At 36.2% G+C, this 23,131-nt stretch carries 21 protein-coding genes; 10 read left to right on the top strand and 11 right to left on the bottom strand.

Annotated elements, in window-relative coordinates:
* The first annotated feature begins 54 nt into the window (after positions 1–54).
* The 6 genes from OM074_RS00290 (at position 55) to fdxA (ending at position 5,771) form a co-directional block, all read left to right on the top strand.
* On the top strand, positions 55–1,848 hold the full coding sequence (locus tag OM074_RS00290) for an Ig-like domain-containing protein (protein WP_301197263.1): 1,794 nt from the start codon (positions 55–57) through the stop codon (positions 1,846–1,848).
* Between the two features lie 193 nt (positions 1,849–2,041).
* Positions 2,042–2,353, top strand: a complete 312-nt coding sequence (locus OM074_RS00285) for a thiamine-binding protein (protein ID WP_301197262.1) — start codon at positions 2,042–2,044, stop codon at positions 2,351–2,353.
* 80 nt (positions 2,354–2,433) lie between these two features.
* Entirely contained in the window at positions 2,434–3,246 is an 813-nt protein-coding gene (locus tag OM074_RS00280; RefSeq protein ID WP_301197261.1) for a DUF3108 domain-containing protein, read from the top strand.
* A 174-nt stretch (positions 3,247–3,420) separates the two neighbouring features.
* Positions 3,421–4,176: a CHAD domain-containing protein gene (locus OM074_RS00275; protein ID WP_301197260.1), complete on the top strand. Its 756-nt coding sequence runs from the start codon at positions 3,421–3,423 to the stop codon at positions 4,174–4,176.
* Between the two features lie 96 nt (positions 4,177–4,272).
* Positions 4,273–5,463, top strand: a complete 1,191-nt coding sequence (locus OM074_RS00270; protein WP_301197259.1) for a M20 metallopeptidase family protein — start codon at positions 4,273–4,275, stop codon at positions 5,461–5,463.
* Between the two features lie 140 nt (positions 5,464–5,603).
* On the top strand, positions 5,604–5,771 hold the full coding sequence (fdxA, locus tag OM074_RS00265; RefSeq protein WP_301197258.1) for a 4Fe-4S ferredoxin: 168 nt from the start codon (positions 5,604–5,606) through the stop codon (positions 5,769–5,771).
* A gap of 125 nt (positions 5,772–5,896) precedes the next feature.
* Here fdxA and OM074_RS00260 read toward each other — a convergent pair whose 3' ends face one another.
* From OM074_RS00260 to OM074_RS00210, 11 genes are all read right to left on the bottom strand, one after another.
* Positions 5,897–6,469, bottom strand: a complete 573-nt coding sequence (locus tag OM074_RS00260; protein WP_301197257.1) for a tetratricopeptide repeat protein — start codon at positions 6,467–6,469, stop codon at positions 5,897–5,899.
* A 38-nt stretch (positions 6,470–6,507) separates the two neighbouring features.
* On the bottom strand, positions 6,508–7,821 hold the full coding sequence (locus tag OM074_RS00255) for a tetratricopeptide repeat protein (protein WP_301197256.1): 1,314 nt from the start codon (positions 7,819–7,821) through the stop codon (positions 6,508–6,510).
* Positions 7,811–10,030 (bottom strand): urea transporter, encoded by a 2,220-nt coding sequence (locus tag OM074_RS00250; RefSeq protein ID WP_301197255.1) that lies wholly within the window; start codon positions 10,028–10,030, stop codon positions 7,811–7,813. Before OM074_RS00250 ends, OM074_RS00255 begins: the two co-directional genes overlap by 11 nt.
* Before the next feature lie 142 nt (positions 10,031–10,172).
* The gene (locus tag OM074_RS00245) at positions 10,173–11,009 is read right to left on the bottom strand and encodes a DUF4405 domain-containing protein (RefSeq protein ID WP_301197254.1); all 837 of its coding nucleotides are present in this window, start codon (positions 11,007–11,009) and stop codon (positions 10,173–10,175) included.
* A 128-nt stretch (positions 11,010–11,137) separates the two neighbouring features.
* The gene (locus OM074_RS00240) at positions 11,138–12,502 is read right to left on the bottom strand and encodes an alanine racemase (RefSeq protein WP_301197253.1); all 1,365 of its coding nucleotides are present in this window, start codon (positions 12,500–12,502) and stop codon (positions 11,138–11,140) included.
* A 68-nt stretch (positions 12,503–12,570) separates the two neighbouring features.
* Positions 12,571–13,617: an ATP-grasp domain-containing protein gene (locus OM074_RS00235; RefSeq protein WP_301197252.1), complete on the bottom strand. Its 1,047-nt coding sequence runs from the start codon at positions 13,615–13,617 to the stop codon at positions 12,571–12,573.
* 3 nt (positions 13,618–13,620) lie between these two features.
* Positions 13,621–13,866, bottom strand: coding sequence for a PqqD family protein (locus OM074_RS00230; RefSeq protein ID WP_301197251.1), 246 nt, complete (start codon positions 13,864–13,866; stop codon positions 13,621–13,623).
* Positions 13,867–13,954: 88 nt separating this feature from the next.
* A complete protein-coding gene (locus tag OM074_RS00225) occupies positions 13,955–14,344 on the bottom strand; it encodes a hypothetical protein (RefSeq protein WP_301197250.1) in 390 nt (129 codons plus the stop codon).
* Between the two features lie 18 nt (positions 14,345–14,362).
* The gene (locus OM074_RS00220; RefSeq protein WP_301197249.1) at positions 14,363–14,935 is read right to left on the bottom strand and encodes a hypothetical protein; all 573 of its coding nucleotides are present in this window, start codon (positions 14,933–14,935) and stop codon (positions 14,363–14,365) included.
* Between the two features lie 28 nt (positions 14,936–14,963).
* Entirely contained in the window at positions 14,964–15,413 is a 450-nt protein-coding gene (locus tag OM074_RS00215) for a zf-HC2 domain-containing protein (RefSeq protein ID WP_301197248.1), read from the bottom strand.
* Positions 15,414–15,598: 185 nt separating this feature from the next.
* Complete coding sequence (locus tag OM074_RS00210) at positions 15,599–16,204, bottom strand: RNA polymerase sigma factor (RefSeq protein WP_301197247.1); 606 nt, start codon at positions 16,202–16,204, stop codon at positions 15,599–15,601.
* Positions 16,205–16,422: 218 nt separating this feature from the next.
* On the opposite strand from OM074_RS00210, the gene OM074_RS00205 reads away from it, so the two are divergent.
* The 4 genes from OM074_RS00205 (at position 16,423) to OM074_RS00190 (ending at position 23,059) form a co-directional block, all read left to right on the top strand.
* Positions 16,423–16,998, top strand: a complete 576-nt coding sequence (locus OM074_RS00205; RefSeq protein WP_301197246.1) for a hypothetical protein — start codon at positions 16,423–16,425, stop codon at positions 16,996–16,998.
* A gap of 188 nt (positions 16,999–17,186) precedes the next feature.
* Positions 17,187–18,995, top strand: a complete 1,809-nt coding sequence (locus OM074_RS00200; protein ID WP_301197245.1) for a methyl-accepting chemotaxis protein — start codon at positions 17,187–17,189, stop codon at positions 18,993–18,995.
* Positions 18,996–19,526: 531 nt separating this feature from the next.
* Positions 19,527–20,564 carry a PAS domain-containing protein gene (locus OM074_RS00195; protein WP_301197244.1) on the top strand — a complete coding sequence of 346 codons (1,038 nt, stop codon included), beginning with the start codon at positions 19,527–19,529 and terminating at the stop codon, positions 20,562–20,564.
* Positions 20,565–20,824: 260 nt separating this feature from the next.
* On the top strand, positions 20,825–23,059 hold the full coding sequence (locus OM074_RS00190; protein ID WP_301197243.1) for a RagB/SusD family nutrient uptake outer membrane protein: 2,235 nt from the start codon (positions 20,825–20,827) through the stop codon (positions 23,057–23,059).
* Positions 23,060–23,131: the final 72 nt, after the last annotated feature.

Here is a 23,131-nt window from a genome sequence, read left to right as displayed (position 1 = left end):
TTTTTAGATAATTGATTTAAATTTGCCATCAATTAAAAACTGAAATTTTTATAGATGCAAAAATATATTCTAGGAGCTTTCGTATTGATTTTGATAGTATACTCATGTGCAAACCCTGGTTATCCAACTGGCGGGCCCAAAGATGAAACTCCTCCGGTAATTAAAAAGTCGGTTCCGGTTAATGGTCAGATGAACTATAAGAAAAAAGAGGTGATGATTGAATTTGATGAGATCATCAAACTTAATGAGGTAAACCAAAAGTTGGTTGTTTCTCCACCATTAAAAGAGCGCCCTAAAATAGAATCCAGAGCCCAGAAACTATTTATCAATTTTGAGGAAGAGCTACAGGAAAATACCACCTATACGCTTGATTTTGCCGATGCCATCGAAGATAATAATGAAGGAAACCCTATAGAGTCCTTTGTGTTTTCTTTTTCCACGGGGGAGGTTGTTGATTCGTTTGCCATTATGGGAAATCTTTGGGATAGCTTTGACCTTTCTCCAATCCATGGGGCACTGATTTTAGCGCACAAAAACCTGAATGATACAGCATTCACGCATGATGTGCCTGTTCGCCTTGGCAAATCCGATGAGGAGGGGCATTTTGCCATCAGAAACCTGAGCCCCGGTGAATACAGGATTTATGCCATTGAAGACGCTAACAGAAACTATATGTTTGACCAGCCCGGTGAGGCTATTGCCTGGTTTGATACGATTGTTTCTCCATCTATGAAGTATGTTGCAATGCCAGATACTTTAGAAAATGATTCGGTTGTATTTAAGGATGAATTGGTTCATACACCTAACGACCTTAAATTATTCATGTTTGAAGAAAAATCTAAACAGCAATACTTTATTAGCGAAGAAAGGAAAGATTCCAACATCGTTTCATTTATGTTTAACCTGCCGGTAGAAAATTTTTCGGTGGAGCCCATAAATACAAATTATAAAGATAACTGGGCAATATTTGAACCTTCGATAAATAATGATACGGTTAAAATTTGGCTAACCGATAGTGTTTTATATAAGAATGATACCCTGGATATGGCTTTTTCGTATCTGGGATTGGATACTTTGCAAAATCCAATACAAATCCAGGATACACTGACTCTATATTATTTTGCCCCTCCCCAAAAGGAGAGTAAAAGAAAGAAAAAGAAAGGGGAACCTGTTGCTGCCAAAACGCTTAAAATGGAAAAGTCATCTTCTAATGTAGATGTTTATGAAAGCTTTAACTTTGTAATGCCAACACCTGTAAAACAAATTGACTGGAGCAGGGTTAAACTCTTTGAAATGGTAGATACATTAATGAATGAAATAGAATATAAACATTATCAGGATTCCATTCATATAAGAAGATATAGTATCAATACAAAAACAAAATGGACTCCGGGAGGGCAATATTTATTAACAGTAGATTCTGCTGCCATAAATGATGTTTATAACCTGTATTGTGATTCCATAGGGAAGCAATTTTCAGTAAAATCACTGGATAGCTATGGTACCATGTTAATTAACATGATTAATCCCGGAAAAAATTGGTTAGTTCAGTTATGGGGAAAAGGTGATGAACCTATCGCTCAAAAATATGTTCCTGAATCAGGTAAGTTTGGTTTTCAATATATAAATGCAGGTTCTTATGAACTGAAACTGATCATTGACCGAAACAGGAATGGAAAATGGGATACCGGAGAGTATTCTACCAAGCAACAACCTGAGCAAGTTTATTTTTATCCGGGTAAAATTGACCTAAGGGAAAACTGGGAAAAGCAGGTGGAATGGGATTTAAGGGATTTTGATATTTATGATTATGTATCAAAAAACAGGAAAGCTAAAAAGAGGGAATAGAGAACAGGTAACAATTATCAGTGATCAATGACAATTATTGAATGATTTTTGTATGTGATTGGTAATAATAGTTAAGATGGTTTTGATAAACTTTCAACTTTCAACTTTCAACTTTTAACTTTCAACTTTTAACTTTCAACTTTTAACTTTCAACTTTTAACTTTCAACTTTTAACTTTGTAACTATTAAAGATATGTCAGTACTTGTAAATTTTGCAATGTTTCCTACAGATAAAGGAACAAGTAAAAGTGAATCGGTGAGCAAGGTAATTGAGTTCGTAAGAAACTCAGGTCTTAGCTATAAATTGAGTCCTATGGCCACTACCTTTGAAGCAGAAAATATGGAGCAGGCCATGGAAATTATTAACGGTGCCTATAAAATTCTGGAACCATATCACGAAAGGGTTTACTCCACCATTACAATTGATGCCAGAAAAGGAGATATGGGAAGGATGTCAAGCAAGATTGAATCGGTAGAAAAAAAGATTGGCAAAGTAAATTCTTAACTAAGCAGCTGTTTTCAATCAATGCAGGGTACCATCTGATGTTAATGATATTTGTAAAAAATAAATACGCAAGGAAAACAATGAAACACCTATTTGTTTTCCTTTTAATTTGGTTGTGCAGTAATCGTGCCTACTCCCAATGTAATATCAATAATTTTTCTTTTCAGTCTGGCGAAACTGTTACTTACCATGCATATTATAACTGGCATTTTTTATGGTTAAATGCAGGTATTGTTCACTTTAAGGTGGAAAACAAAACTTATGATGATAAGGATTCCTGGTTTTTTTCGGCTTATGGAAGAACGTATAGTGGTTACGATCACTTTATGAAAGTACGTGATACATTTGAGGTTTATGTGGACAAGCAAGATTTTAATCCTTTGTTTTTTAACAGAGTAACCAAAGAGGGCAGTACCGAATCGCACCACAAGTATTACTTTAACCACAATACAAATCAGATTCAAACACAAATCAAACGAGGCGAAGAGTCATCTTTTAAAGACAGTACCCTGCAACTACAGGATTGTACCAACGACTTGCTTACCATGGTTTATAAAGCCAGGAATCTTAATTTTTCGCAGTATGAATCAGGAGATAAGATTCCAATCAGAATGATTGTGGATGGGAAAATACATGATTTATACATCAGGTATCTGGGTAAAGAAACAGTAAAAAATAGGGACGGAAGAAGGTTCCGGTGCCTGAAGTTTTCTCCCCTTCTGGTGCCTGGTACCATCTTTGAATCGGGCGAGGACATGACGGTTTGGGTAACCGATGACCAATGCCGGATACCCATTGTTGTAGAGGCTAAAGTTCTTATTGGTTCCGTGAAAGCCGTTTTTGTAGATGTGGCAGGCTTGAGGAATGAGATGAGTGCAGAGGTTTTTGAGTGAAGAAGGAAGTGGGAACTCTTTTTAACTCTATCTTGGATAAACCAGAAGAGTTTCAATACCCAAGAATCAAGATTTTTTACTTTTTGCAGTTTCTGATATTCTGCCAAAAAAACATGAAAATTACAGTTTAGGCACTAAAGCCAAAATCGTTACCTTTAAGGGAAATACCCCTTTATGAAATTAAGTACCTACATACTAAGAAGATTAAATGATTTTGAGAGCAACCTTAATGTTACCCTAATAAACAAAAATGAAGAAGCGATACATGATTTACGGGTTGCTTTGAAAAAAGTGTTTGCTGTTAAAAAGATTCTTAAATTTTTGGTTAGAGATTACAAATTATCCTTTGCTCCCCGTTTTGAAGATTTAAGGTTTGTTTTTAAGATTTCAGGAAGAATCAGGGATTGCCAGTTGATGATAGGTGCGTCAAAGGAAAGGCTTCCTCAAAAGCAATATTATAGTTTTAGGAGAACATGTAATACAGAAATCAACCATGCTTATTCTGAACTGACAAGCTACCTCGCAAACTATTCCGTAAAAAATATAAAGAGAGAAGTTATTATTGTATTCAGGGCTATTGATCTGTTGCGACCGGAATATGTTATCTTTAAAATCAAGGATTATGTTGCCTCTAATGAAAATCTGATACAACAAGAATTTAATTCAGAAACCTGCGACTACCACAAAATCAGGAGGTGGGTGAAAGAACAATACTACCTGTTGGTATTATTGGAAGAAGTATTTAATGATAAGATTGAGGAGCAACTTAAAATTTTCAAAAAAGAAACCGGAAGTATACTTGGAAACTGGCATGATTTAAATGTGCTGCATCACCATCTCTCCGGTTCGCGAATAAAGATAGATCAGCAGGTTCTGATGGATATCCACAGGGAGGCGCAAGATTTGATTGAAGTGATGAGGGGATCATAAAGAAAGGATTGATAAGTAATCGGTAATAACTCTATTACACTACAGGAATTCACTTACGTAAAAAAACTATCTTTGCACCGAACAAAACATACCAATATGGATTTTAAGCAGCAAATAAAAGACTTAACTCAAAAATATTACCCTGAGATTGTTGAAATCAGACGACACCTGCATGAAAACCCTGAATTGTCATTTGAAGAATATAATACATCAAAATATATCTGTTCAAAGCTTGATGAGATGGGGATTCCATACAAAGCTGGTTTTGTAAAAACAGGAATTATTGGGACCATAAAAGGCAAAAATCCGGATAAAAAAGTAATTGCGTTGCGTGCTGACATGGATGCTTTACCGATTATAGAAAGTGATGCAAATCCTTTTAAATCATGTAATACAGGAGTGATGCATGCCTGTGGCCATGATGCTCATTCTGCTTCGTTGTTAGGGACTGCAAAAATATTAAACGAGCTTAAAGATCAATGGGAAGGAACTATTTTGTTGATATTTCAACCGGGAGAAGAGAAATTCCCCGGAGGGGCTAAACTTATGATGGAAGAAGGGGCACTGGATAACCCTAAACCGGAAATCATTATAGGAGCGCATGTTTTGCCTGATATGGAAACAGGTCATGTTGGTTTTAAAGAAGGAATGTATATGGCATCCGGTGATGAGATTTACCTTACGGTAAAAGGAAAAGGGGGGCATGCAGCCATGCCGCATACCCTTAACGACAATGTACTGATCGCAGCAAATATTATTGTTTCGTTGCAGCAGGTTGTTGCCCGGATGGTTCCTGCAAATATACCTACCGTGTTATCATTTGGCCGTTTTATTGCCGAGGGGGCTACCAATATCATTCCCGAAAAGGTTGAAATTGCCGGTACACTGCGTACCATGAACGAAGAGTGGCGTGCAAAAATAAAGAAGCATATCCGTAAAATTGCTACAGGAATGGCCGAAAGTATGGGTGTTAGTTGTGAAGTGAAAATTAACGACGGTTATCCGGTTGTTACAAACTCGGAGTTAGTTACAGAAATTGCCCATAATGCAGCATGTAACTATCTGGGACACGATAAAGTGCATAAAATGGATATACGTATGACTGCTGAAGATTTTGGTTACTATACACAGGAGTATCCTTGCACATTTTATCGCTTTGGAGTGAAGCAAGTGAACAATACGCCAACAGGAGGGTTACATACCCCGTCGTTTAATCTAAATGAATCATCTTTAGAAACTTCCGTAGGGGCAATGGCATATATTGCACTTGATATACTTGCACATTAACTTGTTTAAGGCATTATAAAACTGCTCTAAAGCAGTTATTTAAAAACAATTCAAATAAAGGTAAAACGCTATTTTTTATTTCCATATAAAAAAAAAGAAAATAATTTTGCTTTCGTAATACTAATAAAAACAATAAAAAAATGGCTTACGTTATAAACGAAGATTGTATTGCATGTGGAACATGCATTGACGAATGTCCTGTAGATGCTATTGCAGAAGGAGATATCTATAAAATTGATCCAGAAGCTTGTACTGACTGTGGTACTTGTGCTGATGTTTGTCCTACAGAGGCTATCCATCCTGCATAAGTTGCAGCTGCAAAAGATATTAAACCCTGCTTACAAGGTAAGTGGGGTTTTTTATTGCCTTAAATAGGCAATGTTTAATGGCTGATGGTTGTATCATCAGCGACTATGGCCATTGCTTCCTGAAACTACAATAGCTTTAATGCTTCTAAAGCTGCATCATCGCCAGGGTTGAATAATAGTACCTTGTGATATAACACTTTAGCTTCGCGTACTTTTTTTAAATGAAAGCTAGTGTGCGCCAACATAATTAATCCATCGTAATCAAAAGGAAACAGGTCTACTACTTTGCTAAAATATTTCTCTGCTTTTTCATATTGTTCTTGGTAAAAATATACACTTCCCAGTTTGTATAAGGCAATAGTGTTTCCTGGGGCAATAGTGAGTATGTCGTTATATGCTTCAATTAATTTTTCCGTATTTTTTAAAGCAAAAAGGGGATAAGTTAACCCGAATTTGGGCTCAATTGCAAAAGGCTTTAGGGTTATGGCAATATTGTAATGGATTATAGATTCCTGTTGGTTGCCTGATAGGTAATAAAGCCATCCTAAACGTAGGTTGATTTCGTATGATTCTTTGTCATACACTTCTTTTAGAGCATAGATGGCAGCTCCGTATTCCTTAGCTGTTTCTTTTTCATAACTAATACCAAAAGCTTTGCTCTGTTTGGTATAATTGGCATCCTGGGCATATGTTTGCATGCTTGATAAACATATGGTTATTGCTAATAATGTGTTTTTTAAAAGTTCCATAATAAACCTCCAGTAATGTTAAAGTTAGAGTATGTTTGTTTGTTGCTGCGATTCATCGGTGTATCGATGGGCTCAAATTCGGAAACAGACTGATATAAACCGGTATTTAAAATTAAGGATAACTTTGAATTCTTTATAAAGAAAATGTTGTTAATATTTATAACATTTCCGGCACCTTCAAGTCCATTCCACATGCCTCCGCTAATAGGATTGTAAAAGTTGGTAAATCTTGGAAATATTCCAGAAAGCTCAGCCCACCAATAATTTGAAATTTTGAATCCCAGGGTATGCTGGTGAATAAAATCGGATTCGTTCTGGTTTTCGTATTCCTGATTTTTAAAAAAAGTATTCAGGTTATAATACAAATTGAGGTTTCCGAATGGGTAATAGGTGGCATGAATTCCCAGTTGTTTTTGATTTATTTTGTTAATCTTGCCCAGTACATAAGATGTTCCAAGTTTAAAGTTACCAATGTCACCACTAAGTATTGCTCCATACATGGAGTAAGAATCTTTAAAATCATCTAAGCCCACATCTGATAAGGGAATTTTAATACTTACATAATTATAAATCGGTGTAATTGTAATCCCTTTCGCCGGGTTAATTTGAAATTGTAAGTTATAGTCCCATTGATTTAAATCCTGGTTTTCTGATTCGTATACCTGGTTGTCGAGAATAGAAAAGTTGTGTTCATTTTTTTGCAGGTATGATATGTTGTGGTAAACCGTGATATGTCGTCCCAGAGAATGTGATAAATACATCGATGAGATATTGTAATTGTTGGTAGTTTTCTGAATTCCATCAGTACTTACCTGAATCCCGTTTCCAACTTTTTGTTGTGTGTTGCTGGCAGTAGCATTATTGTATGTAAAGAAAAATCCAAAAGATTTAATGCCCGGTGAAAATTTGCTGTAGAGCTGCGGGTTATTTAAAGAATCAATTTGATTCGACAAGGCCAATGCATCATACTTTCGTCCCGAAAACTGATAGGAGTATAGTAGGTATGCAAGAGCATAGGCATCCTGGGGATTTTCCTTAAAGGCTTTTTGGTAATGGGGGATCGCTTTGCGATAATTTTGCTTCATGTAGTTGGCATATCCTATTCTCATCCGTAAATAATAAAAGTCAATACCATGTTCCAGGGCTTTGGTTCCTGATTTAATTAGGTTGTCCCAATCTCCTTTTAAGTATTGGGCATACGTTAGTGAATCCACTTCTGCAGCGGTCATTTTCGCCTGAGAAAAAAGGGATGTGCAAAACAGAGCTGCAAATAATACCGAAACAATATTTTTAAGCTTCATGGTTTTCTTTTCTAATGATGACTCTTAATTGTTCTCCTGACATAATTGAAAATTTCTTTATTCCCAAAGTATCGATCTTGATTGAGTAATTGGTCTGGTTTATTTTCTTTTTGAATATGTAGTTTTGATATGAAGAGTTTAATTCAATTTCTGTCGGGTTTAACAAATCGTTGCTTGATGAATAATTTACGCGGAATGATGATGTAGCCCATTGTATAAAGGGACTTGTGAAATCGTGGAGCCACAAAATTTTTCGTGGGAATATTTGGTGCAAGGGGATATAATCTTTAAGGATGTAATCAGGGTAAAAACATTTCTGCACCTTAAAACAGCCTATAAAAAAATCATGAAGTAAATTATTTTTTTTGCCTTCAAAATGCGTAAAATAAAACAGATCACCCTTGCAATCGAAATAGGCTTTTGCTTTTGTTTTTCTGCACTCTAAATAGGTGAGGTTGATAGAGTTTATTTTTACATTCCAAACCAAATCGATTTTTTTATTGTTGTTTATGGTCTCAAATTCGAGTGTTTGTCCCGGAATAAAATTGAAGGCAGAGGCTAATAAGTGATTGGTTTCGCTATTGGCGATAGTTTCGCCATGCTGGGGCACTTGTAATGATTTTAATGAGGCGTTTTCGCCTTCGCCAACCATATAGTTGCTAAACGGCATGAGCAAAGTGCCAGAACCAATATAAGGCGTGGCCTGCACTTGGAAGTGCAAGTGGGGATATGGTGAGCGGCCTGAATTACCACACTTTGCCAAAATCTGTCCAGTACTTACATTATCACCTTTTTTTACTTTAATAGAATCCTTTTTTAAGTGGCTCAATTTTGAATAAGTTTCATCATCGTGTTTGATAATGATGGTGTTTCCCCAGTTGTGTTCCAGGTTAATATTGCCTATAATGTTGTCATCTACATAGTTTACCACCTCCTCAATTGTACCATCAGCCGGAGCAGTTATCGGTTTGTTAAAACAATAATAGTCTTCAACATAATTGCCTTCACCTCTAAATTGTTTCCCTTCTATGTTGGTTATTACAAAATCCCATGCATGACGCCATTGGTTTTGGTGTGTATAATCCCCGTCATGTCCTTGCGAAACAGTCCATTTTCCCATGAAAGGAAGTTTTAGGGGAATGTAATCCAAATGTTTGTAACGCTGCTTGTTGTTGACAAAGGTGTACAGGTTTTTTTCAGGAGAATTGTATTGAAAATATACCTCTGTGAGCTTTTCGGAATAAGTCATCCTGAATTTAAGTACGTATAAAAACAGCAAAACAACAGCGTTAAAGGGAAGTGAATATATGGCCAGGTGGTAATAGTAGAAAATGGTACTCAGGCTTATGGAAAGTATTGCCACTAAAGGAACCAATAAAACAACACTGATAAAGGATCGCGCTGAAGGAATAAGGAAAAATCCGCCAATGGCTATGGATGTCAGTATATAATTAAAACCAATGTAACTATATTCTATCATAGTAATATTGGCATCAATCATATTGTAAAACCCAAAAGCAATTGAAAAACCCAAAATAGATAACACAAAAGCAATACGGCTAAATAACAATAGTCCTACAGCGATAATGAAACCAGACAATACATTATATTGAAACAATATGGCGCTTAGTGAAATAAAATATGATTTGATTATGGAAGGGATTTCTGCCTGGTTAAAGAATTCATATACTTTAACCAGAGAGTGCCCTCCAACCACATACAGTTCATTCATATAATAAATTCCCCTTTCACTGATACCCAGTGCCTCAAAATGTTTTGCTGCAATTGTAAAAGTCCACATCCCTAATAAAAAAGGTACACTTAGATAGGGGAGGTGATATTTTCCTATTACACCTTGTAAAGAAACCGAAACCAATAAAGTGAAAATAGCAGATAGAATAATAATAAATACCAGGTGCCAGCTTAGAGTATAATAAATGCCCAAGCCCAGTCCCACCAACAAACCATTAAAACCAAATAATCCCTTGGCAATAGTGGGCTTGTTGAGGTTTAGTGAAAATGCTGCTAAAGAAGTGGTGATAACAGCTAAAGCGCCCATTAAACCAGTGTAGATATCAATAAATGACACCAGCATAATTAAAATAGCAAATGATTTATGAGTAGAGAAAAATATCTGGGAGTAGCTGTTTAGTATGCTATCCCAAAAGTGCACCCTGTTTTCTCTGATATTTATTATTATTTGATTCATTTTTGTATATAATTGGCTTTTAGCTGTTAGTCTTTAGTAAAAAGAAGAAGTTACAAGGTATAAGTATCATGTATCAAGATTGCTTAAATCTTGTAAATCCTAAAATGTAGCGTCCTAATTACTAATCGTTATTTGCTACAAGCTACTTTAGCATCTCCACCAGATCCCTGGTCGCCATATCGTGTTCTTCGGCAATAGATCTTAATGTTTGATCTTTAGTAGCATTGATATGATGACTTTCTAAAATATTGATCAGGTCCTGAATGTCTTTGTTGTAATCAACAGCCAATTGTTCCAGAGTCTTCCTGCCCATGCCGGCACCAGCTTTGCCACTTATGTTAGTTCCCTGTTTTAAATTGCTATTACCGTTTACTATTTTATTGTAAATATCCATAGGAGGCATGTCGTTATGCTTACCAATTTCGGTTAGGCTTTCTGTAGTACTGTTGTATTTTATATTGCTATGCTTTAGTTTGTTTTCAATTTGTTCAAGGCTAATATGTTCAAGTTTTATAGCGAGCTGTTCAAGAGAGAGCAGTTCAGTGTGTGGGGCAGGAGGTTCAGAATCTGTTGTTTCCCAGGTTTCTTTAAAATATTCGCTTAATTCAATCACGGAACTAAAAGGTGGAACGGCATATATGGTTCCCGTTAAAACGATTAGCGAAACTATAGTTGATGTAGCCAACTCTTTCTTTTTGTTTATTCCTGCAGAAGTTTTTGATTTGATGTATGATATAAAAACTTTCCAGTTTATTGAGAATAGGTGGAAAATAGAAAGGATGACAAACATTAAGGAGAATGTGATGTGTATGGCTTGCCATTCTTCTTTTGTTAATGCCCATATTTTCCAGTTTGTCCAATGCGCTATTCTTCCGGGGGGAGCAATGTAAAGCACAATTCCGGTTACAAAAATGGCAATAAACGCAATGGCTAGTCCAAAACTTATAAAACTCCTCCAGTTAAATTTATTGTTGTTCATGATTTTTTTGTTTAATTATTGTAAGTAAGTCGCAAAGCATCTAATTCCATCTTTCCTCTCATTGCTCACGCCTTACGCCTTACCTCTTTTTTAATGTAAGTTCTTTGTTTTGTTGTCCTGTTAATTGATCAATGATCATTGTTAACTGATTTTAGGTGTTCCGGCACCCTGTCTAACTGATTCATGGTTTCGGAGGTTTCCTCCTCTCTGACAATATGGGTATTGCCTTTTGTGTCAATCATTACCACCTTGGGTCGATAATTAATAAACTGCAACCATTGTGTCATGTTATATGCTCCTATTCTGTTGATGACAACATGTTCGCCTTTTTCCATTACCGGGAAATTGATGGCTTCACGGATAATATCAATATTCATACAAAGCGGACCGTAAATAGTAGTGTTCTCCATGTCGAGCTGTGTGTGTTGGGCCGGAACAATATTGTGTTCATACCAGAATGAAGTAAACAGCAGGTTGATGCCTATATCAATGATCAAAGCCTTCCTTCCATCAGGCAGTCTTTTATTGGCAATTACAGAACCTAATAAAAAACCTGCATCATCAATTAAAGCTCTTCCTGTTTCCAGAAATAAGGTTGGCATATGGTCATAAGGAATATCTGAATTATGAAGGGCTTCTGTTATATGTTCTGCATAATCATCAAAGCCAGGGCAAGTGTCAGTTCCTGGTAAGTAAGCTCCTTTTAGCGTGTTTTTAGAGGCAAAACCACCACCCATATCAATATACTGAATGTGATGATTGTATTTATGGTGAATTCTTACCGTTAGCTGTGCTAATTTGGTTGTAGCAATACCATAGGCCTGGGGTGAAATTATATAGGTTCCGATATGGGTGTGTAGTCCCTGTAATTCAAATCCGGGGGTTTGCATAATTTTGTTGATGGCATTCCAGGCTTCGCCGTTTTCAAAGTTGAATCCAAAGCGGAACCATTGTGGATAAATGCCGGCATCTAAATTGATCCTGATGGCAACTTTAGCCTTCTTGTCAGAGTTTTTTACAATGGATGCTATTTCATAAAACTCATCCAGATGATCAATGTGTATCAGTGAGCCATTATCAATTGCTACAGTCAGGTCTTTACGTGTTTTATCGGGGCCGTTGAAAATGATTTTTTCTCCCGGAACACCATTGGCAATCGCTTTTTCGTATTCGAACCCGGAAACCACCTCAGCCCAGGATCCTTCCTGGTGGAAAACCTGGCAAACAGCATTTAAATAGTTGGTTTTGTACGACCAGGCAAACTGAACTTTGGGATACCTGGTTTTGAATGCATCAACAGCCTTTTTATAGGTGTTTCTGATGGTTTTTTCGGATAGTACATATAAAGGTGATCCATATTGTTGAACCAGGTCTCTAACTGTAACATCATCAATTTGGGTAATCGGTTGAATTCTCGATTTCATCCCGAATTTATCTGGCACACCGGCATTGATCCTGTTGATAACCGGTTTTTCGTATGGTATTTTTTGCATTGTTTTTTTGATTTTGATTTACATGATGCTTTGTACTATTAATAGTCCAAAGAATTTTGTTCTCCAATCTATATCTTCCCCTGAATTGAAATTTTTTCCAGGTCGGCCATATCTCCAATTAAATCGTAAGAATACCGTATAAATATTTTCCCTATTTCATAGTTAAACATGGGTTTTACTTCTTTTCCCATGGCTAGTAAGGCAAGGGCTTCGGGGATATTTTGGCCTGCTCCAACGGCCAGGTAAACCCAAGCCGGAATCCTGGGGTTGATTTCTATCAGGTAGTATTTGTCATCGTTGGTTCTGATCATTTCTAGTTCCATGCCTCCTTTCCAGGCAGAGTCTTTGATCAGGTTGCGGGTGATGGTTAATAGTTTATCGTCATTTAATGTCACTCCTCCCCAGGCTTTACCTTTGTCGGTTATATATTGCTTTCGCATTGGAATGGCGGCAATAGTATTGCCCTTTCCATCGCCAAGGGCTACCACGTTAACCTCAGTTCCCTTTACATACTCCTGGATAATGACAGGAAGCCCCCATTTGGCACTGATTTTATTAAAATGAGAGATTACTTCCTCCTTACTATAAGCAACATATGCGTCATAAAACTTACCCTTAACCAATATGGGATAATCAAATTCCTCTTTAAGATGGTTTATTTCATGGTATGATGTTATAGTAGTTCCTTTGGGCACATTAATGTTGTATTTCTTACCATAGTTTTCCAGGTTTCCTTTGTTTCTTTCATCAAGCTGCTGAAAACTTGGTAAATAAGTTTTTATATTGTGCTTTTGTAGTATGCTTTCAAGTTTTATAAAAGTATATAGTTCAGCATCCAGGTTTGGAATAATCAAATCAATGTGCTCCTCCTGGTGGATTTCTAAAATGCGGTTTAAGTAAGCTTCTGTACCCGAAGATGGGTAGGGGATCATATAGCTAACATCTACATGGTCGTGCATATGAATACCGGGTTCCAGGTTCTCGTACGCTAAACCAATAACTTTTACATCCAGTAATTCGGAATCCTTTAGCCCACGGATTACGGGGATGCCAGGACCGGGATTATCGGTGTTGTTTAACCCTGTTATGGCTACTGTTATTTTTAACTTGTCCATGGATTATTCGTTTTCCGTTAAGTTGAAATGAGAGAGCATTTGTATATAATCGTCTAAATGACGGGCGAATAATTCTGGTGATACATCATATTTTGTAGTGATATATTCTATAATCTCTTCTTCAGAGCGCCCCTCTACCAAAAGTTCCATAATTTCTTTTGCAATACCATTCAATGAGTATGATTCTCCAGTTTTAGAGTCAAATACAAACCCTGATTTGCTGATTGATATATTATTCGAGACTTTCATCTTGTTTTAGTTTAGTAATAAATTAAGTATCAAGTAGCAAGATTGTATGTATTGAGAGCTCTTGTTACTTGATACTTGCTGCTATTTTCTATTCTCTATTATCGCAAACTCCGTTATTGTTGGCGTCAACAAATTGCCCTTGACCAAGTTTTGGTCTGTTCATATCTTTGTTATGCTTCATAGAATTTTTGCCGTATCCATAGCCTTTTTTACAGTAATTATTGTTTCCGTTGCGGTTTCTATGTCTGCAGTATTGTCCGTTCGTGCCTGTATTGTTATTGCCATTGCCTCTGCGATATGCCATTCCCTGACCATTCTCCTGCCTGCTTTCATAGTGATCACATACGCCATCATTATCTTTATCAATAAATTGTTGTGTAGTGTTCTTTTTTTCGGTTGGTTCTGTGTTGGTTTGAGCATTGCTTAATGATACTATTGCAAATAATGCTATTGCTGAAAATATTAATCTTGTTTTCATTGTTTTAATTTTTAAAGTTTAATTAATAGAATCATTGTTCTTTCTATTGTTGTATTTTCCAAAGCCTTTTCCTGACCCTCTGCGGTTGGAGCCCTGGTTATGTTTGCGATGATGTTTGTCGGCATTAAAGAACTGTTCAAAAATATTATTGAGTTCAGAAGCTTGCTCTTCTGAGCAAATGCTTTTTATTCCCAGGTAATATTTGTATGTCAGTTTTTTTAGTCCGGCATGCATCATTCCAACAGAGTCTGATTGAACCATGAGTTTTATGGTGTCAGGATAAGCTCTTTTCATTTCGTTCATCATATTTGAACGAAGTAAGTTGAGATCGTCGTTAATCCTGCGCGCTTGAGATCTGAACTGATTGTTAACTATCCTGAAGCTATCCATTTGAGTAGGGATTAATTTTAATTTATCCCTGAAATACCTGCCATTAAAGTTTTGGGCAGTTTTAATTTCATTATTTGAAGCATAAGGCAGTTCTTTTTTTGTGTTACGAACATTGATACCAATAGATATAAAAGTAGTCACGTTCAAAACAGCCAGAAAGATGACTGCATATATCAATATTCTTGAAGAGTTTTTGTTCATAATTGTATATTAAGAATAAATAAGCGCTTTATCTATTGTCTCTTATTTCTTCAACTGATAATATTAAATTTAAAGACTCCATGGATGCATCATCCATTAGCATAAGTTCTTCAGGAACTCTGTTTTGGGCTGTTGTTGTTGGTAAACTATTGCCGGCATATATCCCAATAAACAAAGCCAAAACAATTGATGCGGTTAATGCCGCAGGTTGCAATAGGCGAAAAATGCTATATCCGGGAGTGGCATAAAAACCTTCATCCTTCAATTCAATCTGATTCATTACTCTTGTTGCAAGAAATGGATTGGATTGTAAAACTTTCTCCTGGTTGATAATTTTTTCCGCCATAAGTATAGTAGCATATGTTTTGTGGCATTGATGGCACTCTTTAAGATGAGTCCTGACACTTTTTTTTACATCCCCTGGCAAATTTCCTGAGATGTATAAATCCAATTTTTTTTGACATGATGCACAATTCATTTTTAAGCGTTTTTTTATTAGACTATATTGAATAGATATAGTTTAAAACCAATTGATTTTATAAGTTAGACACTAGTTGGAAAGATTTCCTACGGGTAGGGTGATGTTTTTTTTTAAAAAAAAGTAGTGTGGCTGTAGTTGGTTGAAAGATAGGAGATAATGGAAGGGTGTTGTGTGTTAATAAATTAAAAACACATTAAAATCATCTGTAGGGTGGTATCGTTACTTTGGTTTATTTTGTTTTTTAACCGCTTTTGTAAATTAGTTTTTGCCCGCTGTATTAATGATTCCACTGCACCTTCGGTAATTTGCATAATTTCAGCAATCTCCTTTTGAGGTAGTTCATCATACTTACTTAAAATAAAAGCAGTTTTTTGCTTTGGTGAAAGCCTGTCAATTTCAATAAAAATAACCTTCTTATGTTCTTCGGTAATTAAAATTTCTTCCGGATTTGAGTAATCTGGAATCTGTAATTTGTGGTTAGAGGTGACAGAATCTATTGCATTTTCAATCCGGTCAATGATATTCCCTTTTTTCTTTCTGATATAATTTAGGCAAATATTAACAGCAATACGGTAAATCCATGTTGCAAAGGACGATTTGAATTTAAATGTGTTTAAACTCAGGTAGGCTTTAATAAAAGTCTCCTGAGTTAAGTCATTGGCATCATCCTCATTGTGAACATATCCCATGCAAACATGAAAAACCCGGTCTTGATATTTCTGTACAAGTACACGGTATTTATCAGTATTTCCGTTGATAATTAGCTTTATAATGTCAGAGTCGAGCATAGGGTATGCTTTTAAACCATTCTAAATGTAATAAAATTGTAGGTAAACGCCATTGATGTGTTGAGTACATATATTTAGATAAAATTGTTAGATAATGGAAAATAGGTAAGGAATTGATTTGAGAGATGTTTATATTTATTAAATCATCATTGGGTGATGTTTAATATTCTTGAATAAAGAATCTCAGCAAAGTACTAACAATATAATTTAGTTTAAAAATGGGTGCACTTATATTAAAACAGTTGATGGCAGCAAAAGAAAATAATGAACTGGTTGCCATAAGATCCGGGGATAAAGGGTCTGGTCGTTATAGTGTTGGGTATATTTTAATGTGTACCGATGTGGTTGTGAGTATTAAGGCGATAAATCCCAAAGGTTTGGTTGATGGAATTTTTACAATTAAAACAGATGATATCTTTGGTTTGGATATGGACGACAAATACATCAATAGGCTTCAGGACAAAATGGAATTTGCGGATCAGATTTATGAGCCCGTTGAAGTACCTGTGTTTTTCAGTAATGAAGAAACCGATGTGAAAGCTTTCCTGGAAATGGCAAAGGATGAAGAGCAACTAATCCATATTAGTCTTTATAAAAAAATAGGAATGTTTGGTTATGTGCAGGACGTATCTGACGAAGAATTTCAGCTTATGGTTTATAACGATGCCGGGGAGTATGATGGTGTATCGGTTTACTATATCGATGATATAAAAAATATTTCGTGGGACGATGAAGATATTCGCCTGGTTGAAGTGTTGATCCAAAGAAGTAATTTAATTGGGGGAGTAAATTGATTCTCTGTAAGGTGTAAAAATGAGTATTGTTTTTGATTGATGAAGGTTTAGTAGTTTTTATTTGAATTATATCAAACAAAAAGTGATTTTCATCGTAGTAGCTGTATCATCTGTCAAAATAAAGTAAAATAATTTTGATAGGTGATTTTTTGTTCTATAGATTGGGAAATAGTAAAAACAAAACTGCAATGAAAATTAAAAGTATTCGACTCAAATTGCTTGGGGCTTTTGGGATTTTAATTATTGTTGGTATCGCTGTACTTAGTGTTACCATTTTTTATTCTGTGAGCTCAACACTTAAAAGGGATATAAGGGAAAAGCAACTTTTTGCCTTTATTGAATCATCGCAGAGTGATTTAAGGAATGAATTTGAAAATGCCATTGAAACTTCTGTAAGTTTGGCGTCAGATCCAACTTTGATAAAGTGGTTTGTGAGTGGGGAAGAAGAGACTCTTACGCAGCTGGCGTTAGATAAGCTTGATATGATTGTGAAAGAATTTGGGTATTTCACTATTTTTGCCGTAAACGATGTAACAAAAAACTACTGGGCTCATGAGCATAAGCTGGTTGATGTTGTGTCGGAGAGCGATCCTGATGATAGTTGGTATTTTGGTTCAATCAAATCCGGTGTTAAAGTGCAAACCAACTTTGATTATAATCAGTCGTTAAAGCAAACGGCTTTGTTTGTTAATGTGTTAATGGGTGAAGTAAATAATCCTGTAGGTGTTGCCGGTGTAGGGTTGAGGCCTGATGATTTGGTGAAGAGCTTGAGCGAGAAGAAGTATAGTGAAAACAGCTATATGTGTATCGTGGATAATAGTGAAACGATTAAAATCTCTCAAAAAGAGGAGGATATTACCGCTCATTTAAAAGACGTATTTCCAGAATATGTGGCAAAGCACGTAATGGCAGATAGTAAAGGGTTGCTAAGTAATGTAGAGATTGATGGTGAGGGTTATGAAGTGGCCTATATGGATATTGGAAAAACAAAACATAAAATTATTATGGCAGTTCCAACCGGTGAGTTGGTTAGTTTGTTGAGTCCAATACGCTATGTAACATTTTTAATTGGAACTTTGATTTTGGTTGTGTCGCTTATATTGTCGTATTTTCTTTCTCGCAGTCTGGCTAATCCTTTGGTGGGTTTAAATAAAGTGGCAACTCAATTGTCGATGGGGCATTTGGGTGTTGAAATTTCGCCAGATTTAATAAGTAGGGAAGATGAAGTGGGGCAATTTGCTGCTACTTTTGAGTATATGAAAAAACGGATCTCGGAAGTGATACAGCAGGTGAAGCAAACAGGTAATGAAATATTAAATGGTGGTGTGCAGTTGAATGAATCTGCCAATGAGTTGTCTTCAAGGTCTATGCAGCAGGCCAGTTCAACTGAAGAGGTTTCTGCATCTATGGAAGAGATGGGGGCAAATATTAGTCAGAATGCACAAAACTCAAAGCAATCAGAGGCTATAATGAAGCAGGCCTATCAGGATACTTACGAAGGAGGAGAGATCGTGGCAGAGGCTGTGGAGGCCATCAAAACAATTTCTGAGCAGGTTCGGATTATTGAGGATATTGCTTTTCAAACCAACATTTTGGCTTTAAATGCCGCTGTAGAAGCTGCCAGGGCAGGAGAGGAAGGGAAAGGATTTGCTGTAGTGGCAGCTGAAGTTCGTAAGCTAGCAGAGCGGAGCCGCGTTTCGGCAAACGAAATTAGTGAACAGGCGCAGAAAACGGTTAATGTGGCTGAAAGGGCTGGTGATATTTTTACTAAACTGGTGCCTGATATTCAGAAGGCATTTAATTTGGTGACTGAAATTTCTGCAGCCTCAGAAGAACAAAATGCCGGAGCAGGGCAGGTTAATAAGGCAATTCTTGAATTGGATTCTGTTTCGCAGGGAAATGCTTCGGCGGCTGACCATATTTCTGAACTTACAAAGGCATTCTCTGAAGAGGTTGAAAAATTGAATAGGGTGATCTCGTTTTTCAAGACAAGATAACAAATGAGCTGGTTTTTGTTCTTTAATGTTTTTTAACAATCTCGTAAAGTACAGGTAGTCAATTGATAATTGAAGAGAGGTGGTTGATGTGGTGATTTTGACCAAACAAAACAGGGCATTTGTCGTATCAGAATATGTGTTCGTCAAAATAAAACAAAATCACTTGTATTATATTTAGAACACATTTGTGAGGTAGATAGTGAATGGTTGATTTAAAAAGTAAAGTTATGAAATTTTGGGTGTTGTAAAAGGATATAAGTGTAGTTGATTGGAAATGATAGGTTAGAGTGGTTTATGCTTATATTCTAAGTGAAGAGAGACTTTGAAAAAAAACGGGTGCATTTAATGTTACCCGTTTTTTTTATGGCAATACCTATAGTAATATGGTTATGAATTCAACCTGGACACCAAAAAATTAAATTGCATATTTACTTCTAGGATATTTTTTTATAACTTGATATAGAGTTCGGATTAGAATAGGGATTGATTTGATAATTCATATTTTGGTTTAATATATACCTAATTTAAGTTATGAGGGATACTACATTTATTAAAGTTCGTTATATAATTCAAGCAATCATTTTTGCAATTCTGATTTGGGTAGTTGATTCCGCGATTGATTATGTGTTTTTTTATGAAAAGAGTTTTGGGGATGTTTTAATATTTGATGTTTCAAATATTGATATCTACCATCGACTGGTCATTGTTTTTTTTATGGTGCTTTATGTAATAATGCATGGATGGGCTGTATTAAAATTAAAATACAAGAGTGATGAACTTAAAGCAGTGAACAGCGACCTCAAAGAAAAAGAGAAACAAATGTTGAGTACAAATAATATACTATTGTCCAACAGTAAAAGGTTTCAAAGTTATTTAGAGAATGCCCCATATGGTATAATGGCCATTGGTGATGGAGGCAAGATCATAGAGGCGAATGCCGAGCTGGGCAATCTTACCTTTTATTCAAAAGATGAATTGGCTGAGATGGCTTTTCTTGATTTTATACCTGGTTATGCAAAAAAAATTGGGGCAGACCTGTTGGCTTCAATAAAAAATAAAGGGAGGGGGAGCGCAGACTTACCTTTTGTTACAAGTAAAAATGATACCCGTTTTTGGAAAGTGAAGGCTGTGAATTTGAATGATGGGGAATTGTTGATTTTTGTGAAAGATATTACAGAAAACCTGGAAGCAGATAAAAATTTAAAAGAAACGGAAAACAGGTTTTGCCAAATGTTAAATGATATTGAAAATGTTGCGGTTCAAGGGTACGATAAGAACCGAAAAGTAACATATTGGAATAAGGCCAGCGAAAAACTATATGGTTTTTCATCGGAAGAAGCTGTTGGTCGTAAATTAGAGGATTTGATCATCCCGGAAGAGATGCGTGAAGGCGTAGTTGCAGGTATTGATAACTGGCATGAGAATAATGAGCCTATACCACATGGGCCGCTTAGGCTAATAACCAAAAGCGGTAGTTATATAAATGTATTTTCTAATCATGTGATGATTAAAAAGCAAAATGGATCAAAAGAGATGTTTTGTATGGATATAGAATTGCCTCAAAGTTAATTGTTTACTTTATTTCTGATGTTTGGGTTAGGGTTAGGGTTTAGCCTTGTATTTATATACAGGGTTAAACCCTTTTTTTGTTGGTTAAACAAAGAAAAAAGTTGGTTGAAGTTAAAAGAAGGTAAAGTTGATTTGATCAATGATATTTTTAGGTTTGTCAAATATGAGTGTGTTAATAATTGTACAAAAAGTTAGAAGAGTATAAAACTACTTATATTTGAACGCAAAATAAAAAGAGTATAACAGACTAAAATTAAATTATGCGAAAAGTACATTTACTATTGATTACGGTTTTTATAACCGCATTTTTAAAAGCACAGAGCTTTCAGGAGATGGATGCTTTGTATCAACACCTTGGTAGGTCCGACCAGTTTGGGAAAGTAATTTGGGCCATTGGGGATGCCTGCTCAGATGATAGCGAAATTGGTGCATCAGAAACGGCATTGCAGAACTGGACCACATTTACACACAACAGTTGTGATGATTATTTGTATAGTTTTTGGCTTACCTCATACAAAGCCATCAATTTATGTAATCAAATAATTTCAACTGATACCATTTCTCCACAGCGTAAGGCAGAAGCCCGTTTTATCAGGTCGTTGGAATATTATTACCTGGCAAATATTTTCAATAATGTGCCTGTTTTTACCGACGAATTTGATCCGGAATTGAATCAGGGTGCGTTTTCAAGTAAGACAGAGGTGTTGGCTTCAATTGATAATGATCTTCAGTTGGCATTGAGCGACCTTCCTGATCAATATGTGACCGGCGAAAAGTACCGGGCAACCAAAGGCGCTGCGTTAACCTTATTGGCAAAGGTAGCCCTGATAAACCAAAATTGGGCACAGGTTAAAAGTTATTGCGACCAGATAATCAATTCAGGTGTATATAGTTTAGAAGCTGATTTTGCAGATAACTTTTCAGTTACCAATAAACATGGTGTTGAATCTATATTTGAAATAGAACAGTTCGATGTATCAACAAGCAGTTCTATCTATGCACATGATGGATTAAACTACCATAACTTCTTGCAAAGTCCTAAAGGATCTAAGCTTAATTGTCCTACATTGAATTTGAAGAACGAGTTCGAATCTGGGGATATAAGGTTAGAAGCTACGATATTTCAAAATGGAGACTCATTGGGTGATTCATTAACGATTGATAGTATTAGAAGTTCAACTGGTTTTTATGCAAAAAAATATTTTGTGGCTGCATCAGGGCATAATGGTGATGCGTTTATACCTAATAATATAAAGGTTTTTCGCTATGCGGATGTGTTGTTGATGGCAGCAGAGGCTAGTTGCAATATAGGCGATATGGCTATGGCTACTCAATATATTGATATGGTTAGAGCCAGGGCTGGTCTTGCTGCTTCTATGCTTGCAGGTGATGCAGCTTCGGCATTGGCTGCAATTCGTCATGAAAGAAGAGTTGAGTTTGCAATGGAGGGACAGCGCTTTTTTGATTTGCAAAGGTATAATGACCTGGGGATAGATATGAGACAGACTTTGATTGACAGTGGTGTTGAAGGGGCTTCAAATTTTATGTCAGATATTCATGTGGTATTCCCTATACCATCGCATGTATTGTACACCAATGCTAATGCTATGCAGAATCCGGGTTACGGATATTTTGATTGCGTTTCTGTGGAAAATCCTTATCGTGAGCTAACGGTTTCAGTGAATGTTTCTGAATCGGTACTTGATATTATGAATGCCTTTTGTGGTTCGCCTATAGTTACAGGTTATAGCAATAGTGATTTGCTTTCTGCTTCGGTAGAGGATTCGGTTATTGTTCTTAGTTATGGTTCAGGCCAGGCAGGCGAAGCTACAGTTACCCTTAAAGATTATTGTGGCATATTCCCGGTACAGGAAACCATACATGTTAACATTGTTGCAGCAGAACCGGTAGCAGAAACAAGTGTTACAGTATCAGAAACCGAAGAAAAAACTACTTCTTTTGTTATTTCTGCTGAGGTATTTAATAACTCTGACCTTGGTGCAGGGGTGACTTATACTGCAACTCTTGCTGATGGAAGCCCGCTTCCTGAATGGATTACTTTTGATCCGGAGACCCTGACTTTTACTATTGACGATAGTGCAGCACAGGCAGCTTTAGTAACGCAGAATTCACTTAAAGTGAGTAGCATGGTTACTGCTCTTGATTTGTTGATTGTTGCTTCGGATGAAGAGGGAAAAACAGCAGCGGTTGAATATACAGCTGAAATAAAAGGGGCTCCGACTCCTGTTTTTGGCCCAGAGGCTGATGATGAAGTTTTTGTTTATCCCAACCCAAATAATGGAGAGTTTTGCATTAATACAGCAGGACAGGATGGGGATCTGAAAATATTTAGTGTTTCAGGTAAGTTGGTGTATGAAAAACCAAGTATATCTTCTGGCGAAATTGTTTCATTATTGAATCTGCCAAAAGGTTTGTACTTGTATCAGTTCGAAACCCAGGATACAATCCATAAGGGTAGGATTATGATTAAATAGTTAAAAGTGTTTATATACTCACCAGATGACTAGCTCATCACTCACCAGATGACTATATACTCACCAGGTGAC

Origin of the sequence: Plebeiibacterium marinum, assembly GCF_026013615.1 — a bacterium.
In the GTDB taxonomy this organism is placed as follows: Bacteria; Bacteroidota; Bacteroidia; order Bacteroidales; family Marinilabiliaceae; genus Saccharicrinis; species Saccharicrinis marinus_A.
Note: the sequence above shows the minus strand (reverse complement) of the source record. Positions and strands in the feature narration are given on the sequence as shown.

Excerpts from the sequence above, each read along its gene's own strand:
- OM074_RS00290 (WP_301197263.1), top strand. The coding sequence starts at position 55 with ATGCAAAAATATATTCTAGGAGCTTTCGTATTGATTTTGATAGTATAC.
- OM074_RS00285 (WP_301197262.1), top strand. The coding sequence starts at position 2,042 with ATGTCAGTACTTGTAAATTTTGCAATGTTTCCTACAGATAAAGGAACA.
- OM074_RS00280 (WP_301197261.1), top strand. The coding sequence starts at position 2,434 with ATGAAACACCTATTTGTTTTCCTTTTAATTTGGTTGTGCAGTAATCGT.
- OM074_RS00275 (WP_301197260.1), top strand. The coding sequence starts at position 3,421 with ATGAAATTAAGTACCTACATACTAAGAAGATTAAATGATTTTGAGAGC.
- OM074_RS00270 (WP_301197259.1), top strand. The coding sequence starts at position 4,273 with ATGGATTTTAAGCAGCAAATAAAAGACTTAACTCAAAAATATTACCCT.
- fdxA (WP_301197258.1), top strand. The coding sequence starts at position 5,604 with ATGGCTTACGTTATAAACGAAGATTGTATTGCATGTGGAACATGCATT.
- OM074_RS00260 (WP_301197257.1), bottom strand. The coding sequence starts at position 6,469 with ATGCAAACATATGCCCAGGATGCCAATTATACCAAACAGAGCAAAGCT.
- OM074_RS00255 (WP_301197256.1), bottom strand. The coding sequence starts at position 7,821 with ATGAAGCTTAAAAATATTGTTTCGGTATTATTTGCAGCTCTGTTTTGC.
- OM074_RS00250 (WP_301197255.1), bottom strand. The coding sequence starts at position 10,030 with ATGAATCAAATAATAATAAATATCAGAGAAAACAGGGTGCACTTTTGG.
- OM074_RS00245 (WP_301197254.1), bottom strand. The coding sequence starts at position 11,009 with ATGAACAACAATAAATTTAACTGGAGGAGTTTTATAAGTTTTGGACTA.
- OM074_RS00240 (WP_301197253.1), bottom strand. The coding sequence starts at position 12,502 with ATGCAAAAAATACCATACGAAAAACCGGTTATCAACAGGATCAATGCC.
- OM074_RS00235 (WP_301197252.1), bottom strand. The coding sequence starts at position 13,617 with ATGGACAAGTTAAAAATAACAGTAGCCATAACAGGGTTAAACAACACC.
- OM074_RS00230 (WP_301197251.1), bottom strand. The coding sequence starts at position 13,866 with ATGAAAGTCTCGAATAATATATCAATCAGCAAATCAGGGTTTGTATTT.
- OM074_RS00225 (WP_301197250.1), bottom strand. The coding sequence starts at position 14,344 with ATGAAAACAAGATTAATATTTTCAGCAATAGCATTATTTGCAATAGTA.
- OM074_RS00220 (WP_301197249.1), bottom strand. The coding sequence starts at position 14,935 with ATGAACAAAAACTCTTCAAGAATATTGATATATGCAGTCATCTTTCTG.
- OM074_RS00215 (WP_301197248.1), bottom strand. The coding sequence starts at position 15,413 with ATGAATTGTGCATCATGTCAAAAAAAATTGGATTTATACATCTCAGGA.
- OM074_RS00210 (WP_301197247.1), bottom strand. The coding sequence starts at position 16,204 with ATGCTCGACTCTGACATTATAAAGCTAATTATCAACGGAAATACTGAT.
- OM074_RS00205 (WP_301197246.1), top strand. The coding sequence starts at position 16,423 with ATGGGTGCACTTATATTAAAACAGTTGATGGCAGCAAAAGAAAATAAT.
- OM074_RS00200 (WP_301197245.1), top strand. The coding sequence starts at position 17,187 with ATGAAAATTAAAAGTATTCGACTCAAATTGCTTGGGGCTTTTGGGATT.
- OM074_RS00195 (WP_301197244.1), top strand. The coding sequence starts at position 19,527 with ATGAGGGATACTACATTTATTAAAGTTCGTTATATAATTCAAGCAATC.
- OM074_RS00190 (WP_301197243.1), top strand. The coding sequence starts at position 20,825 with ATGCGAAAAGTACATTTACTATTGATTACGGTTTTTATAACCGCATTT.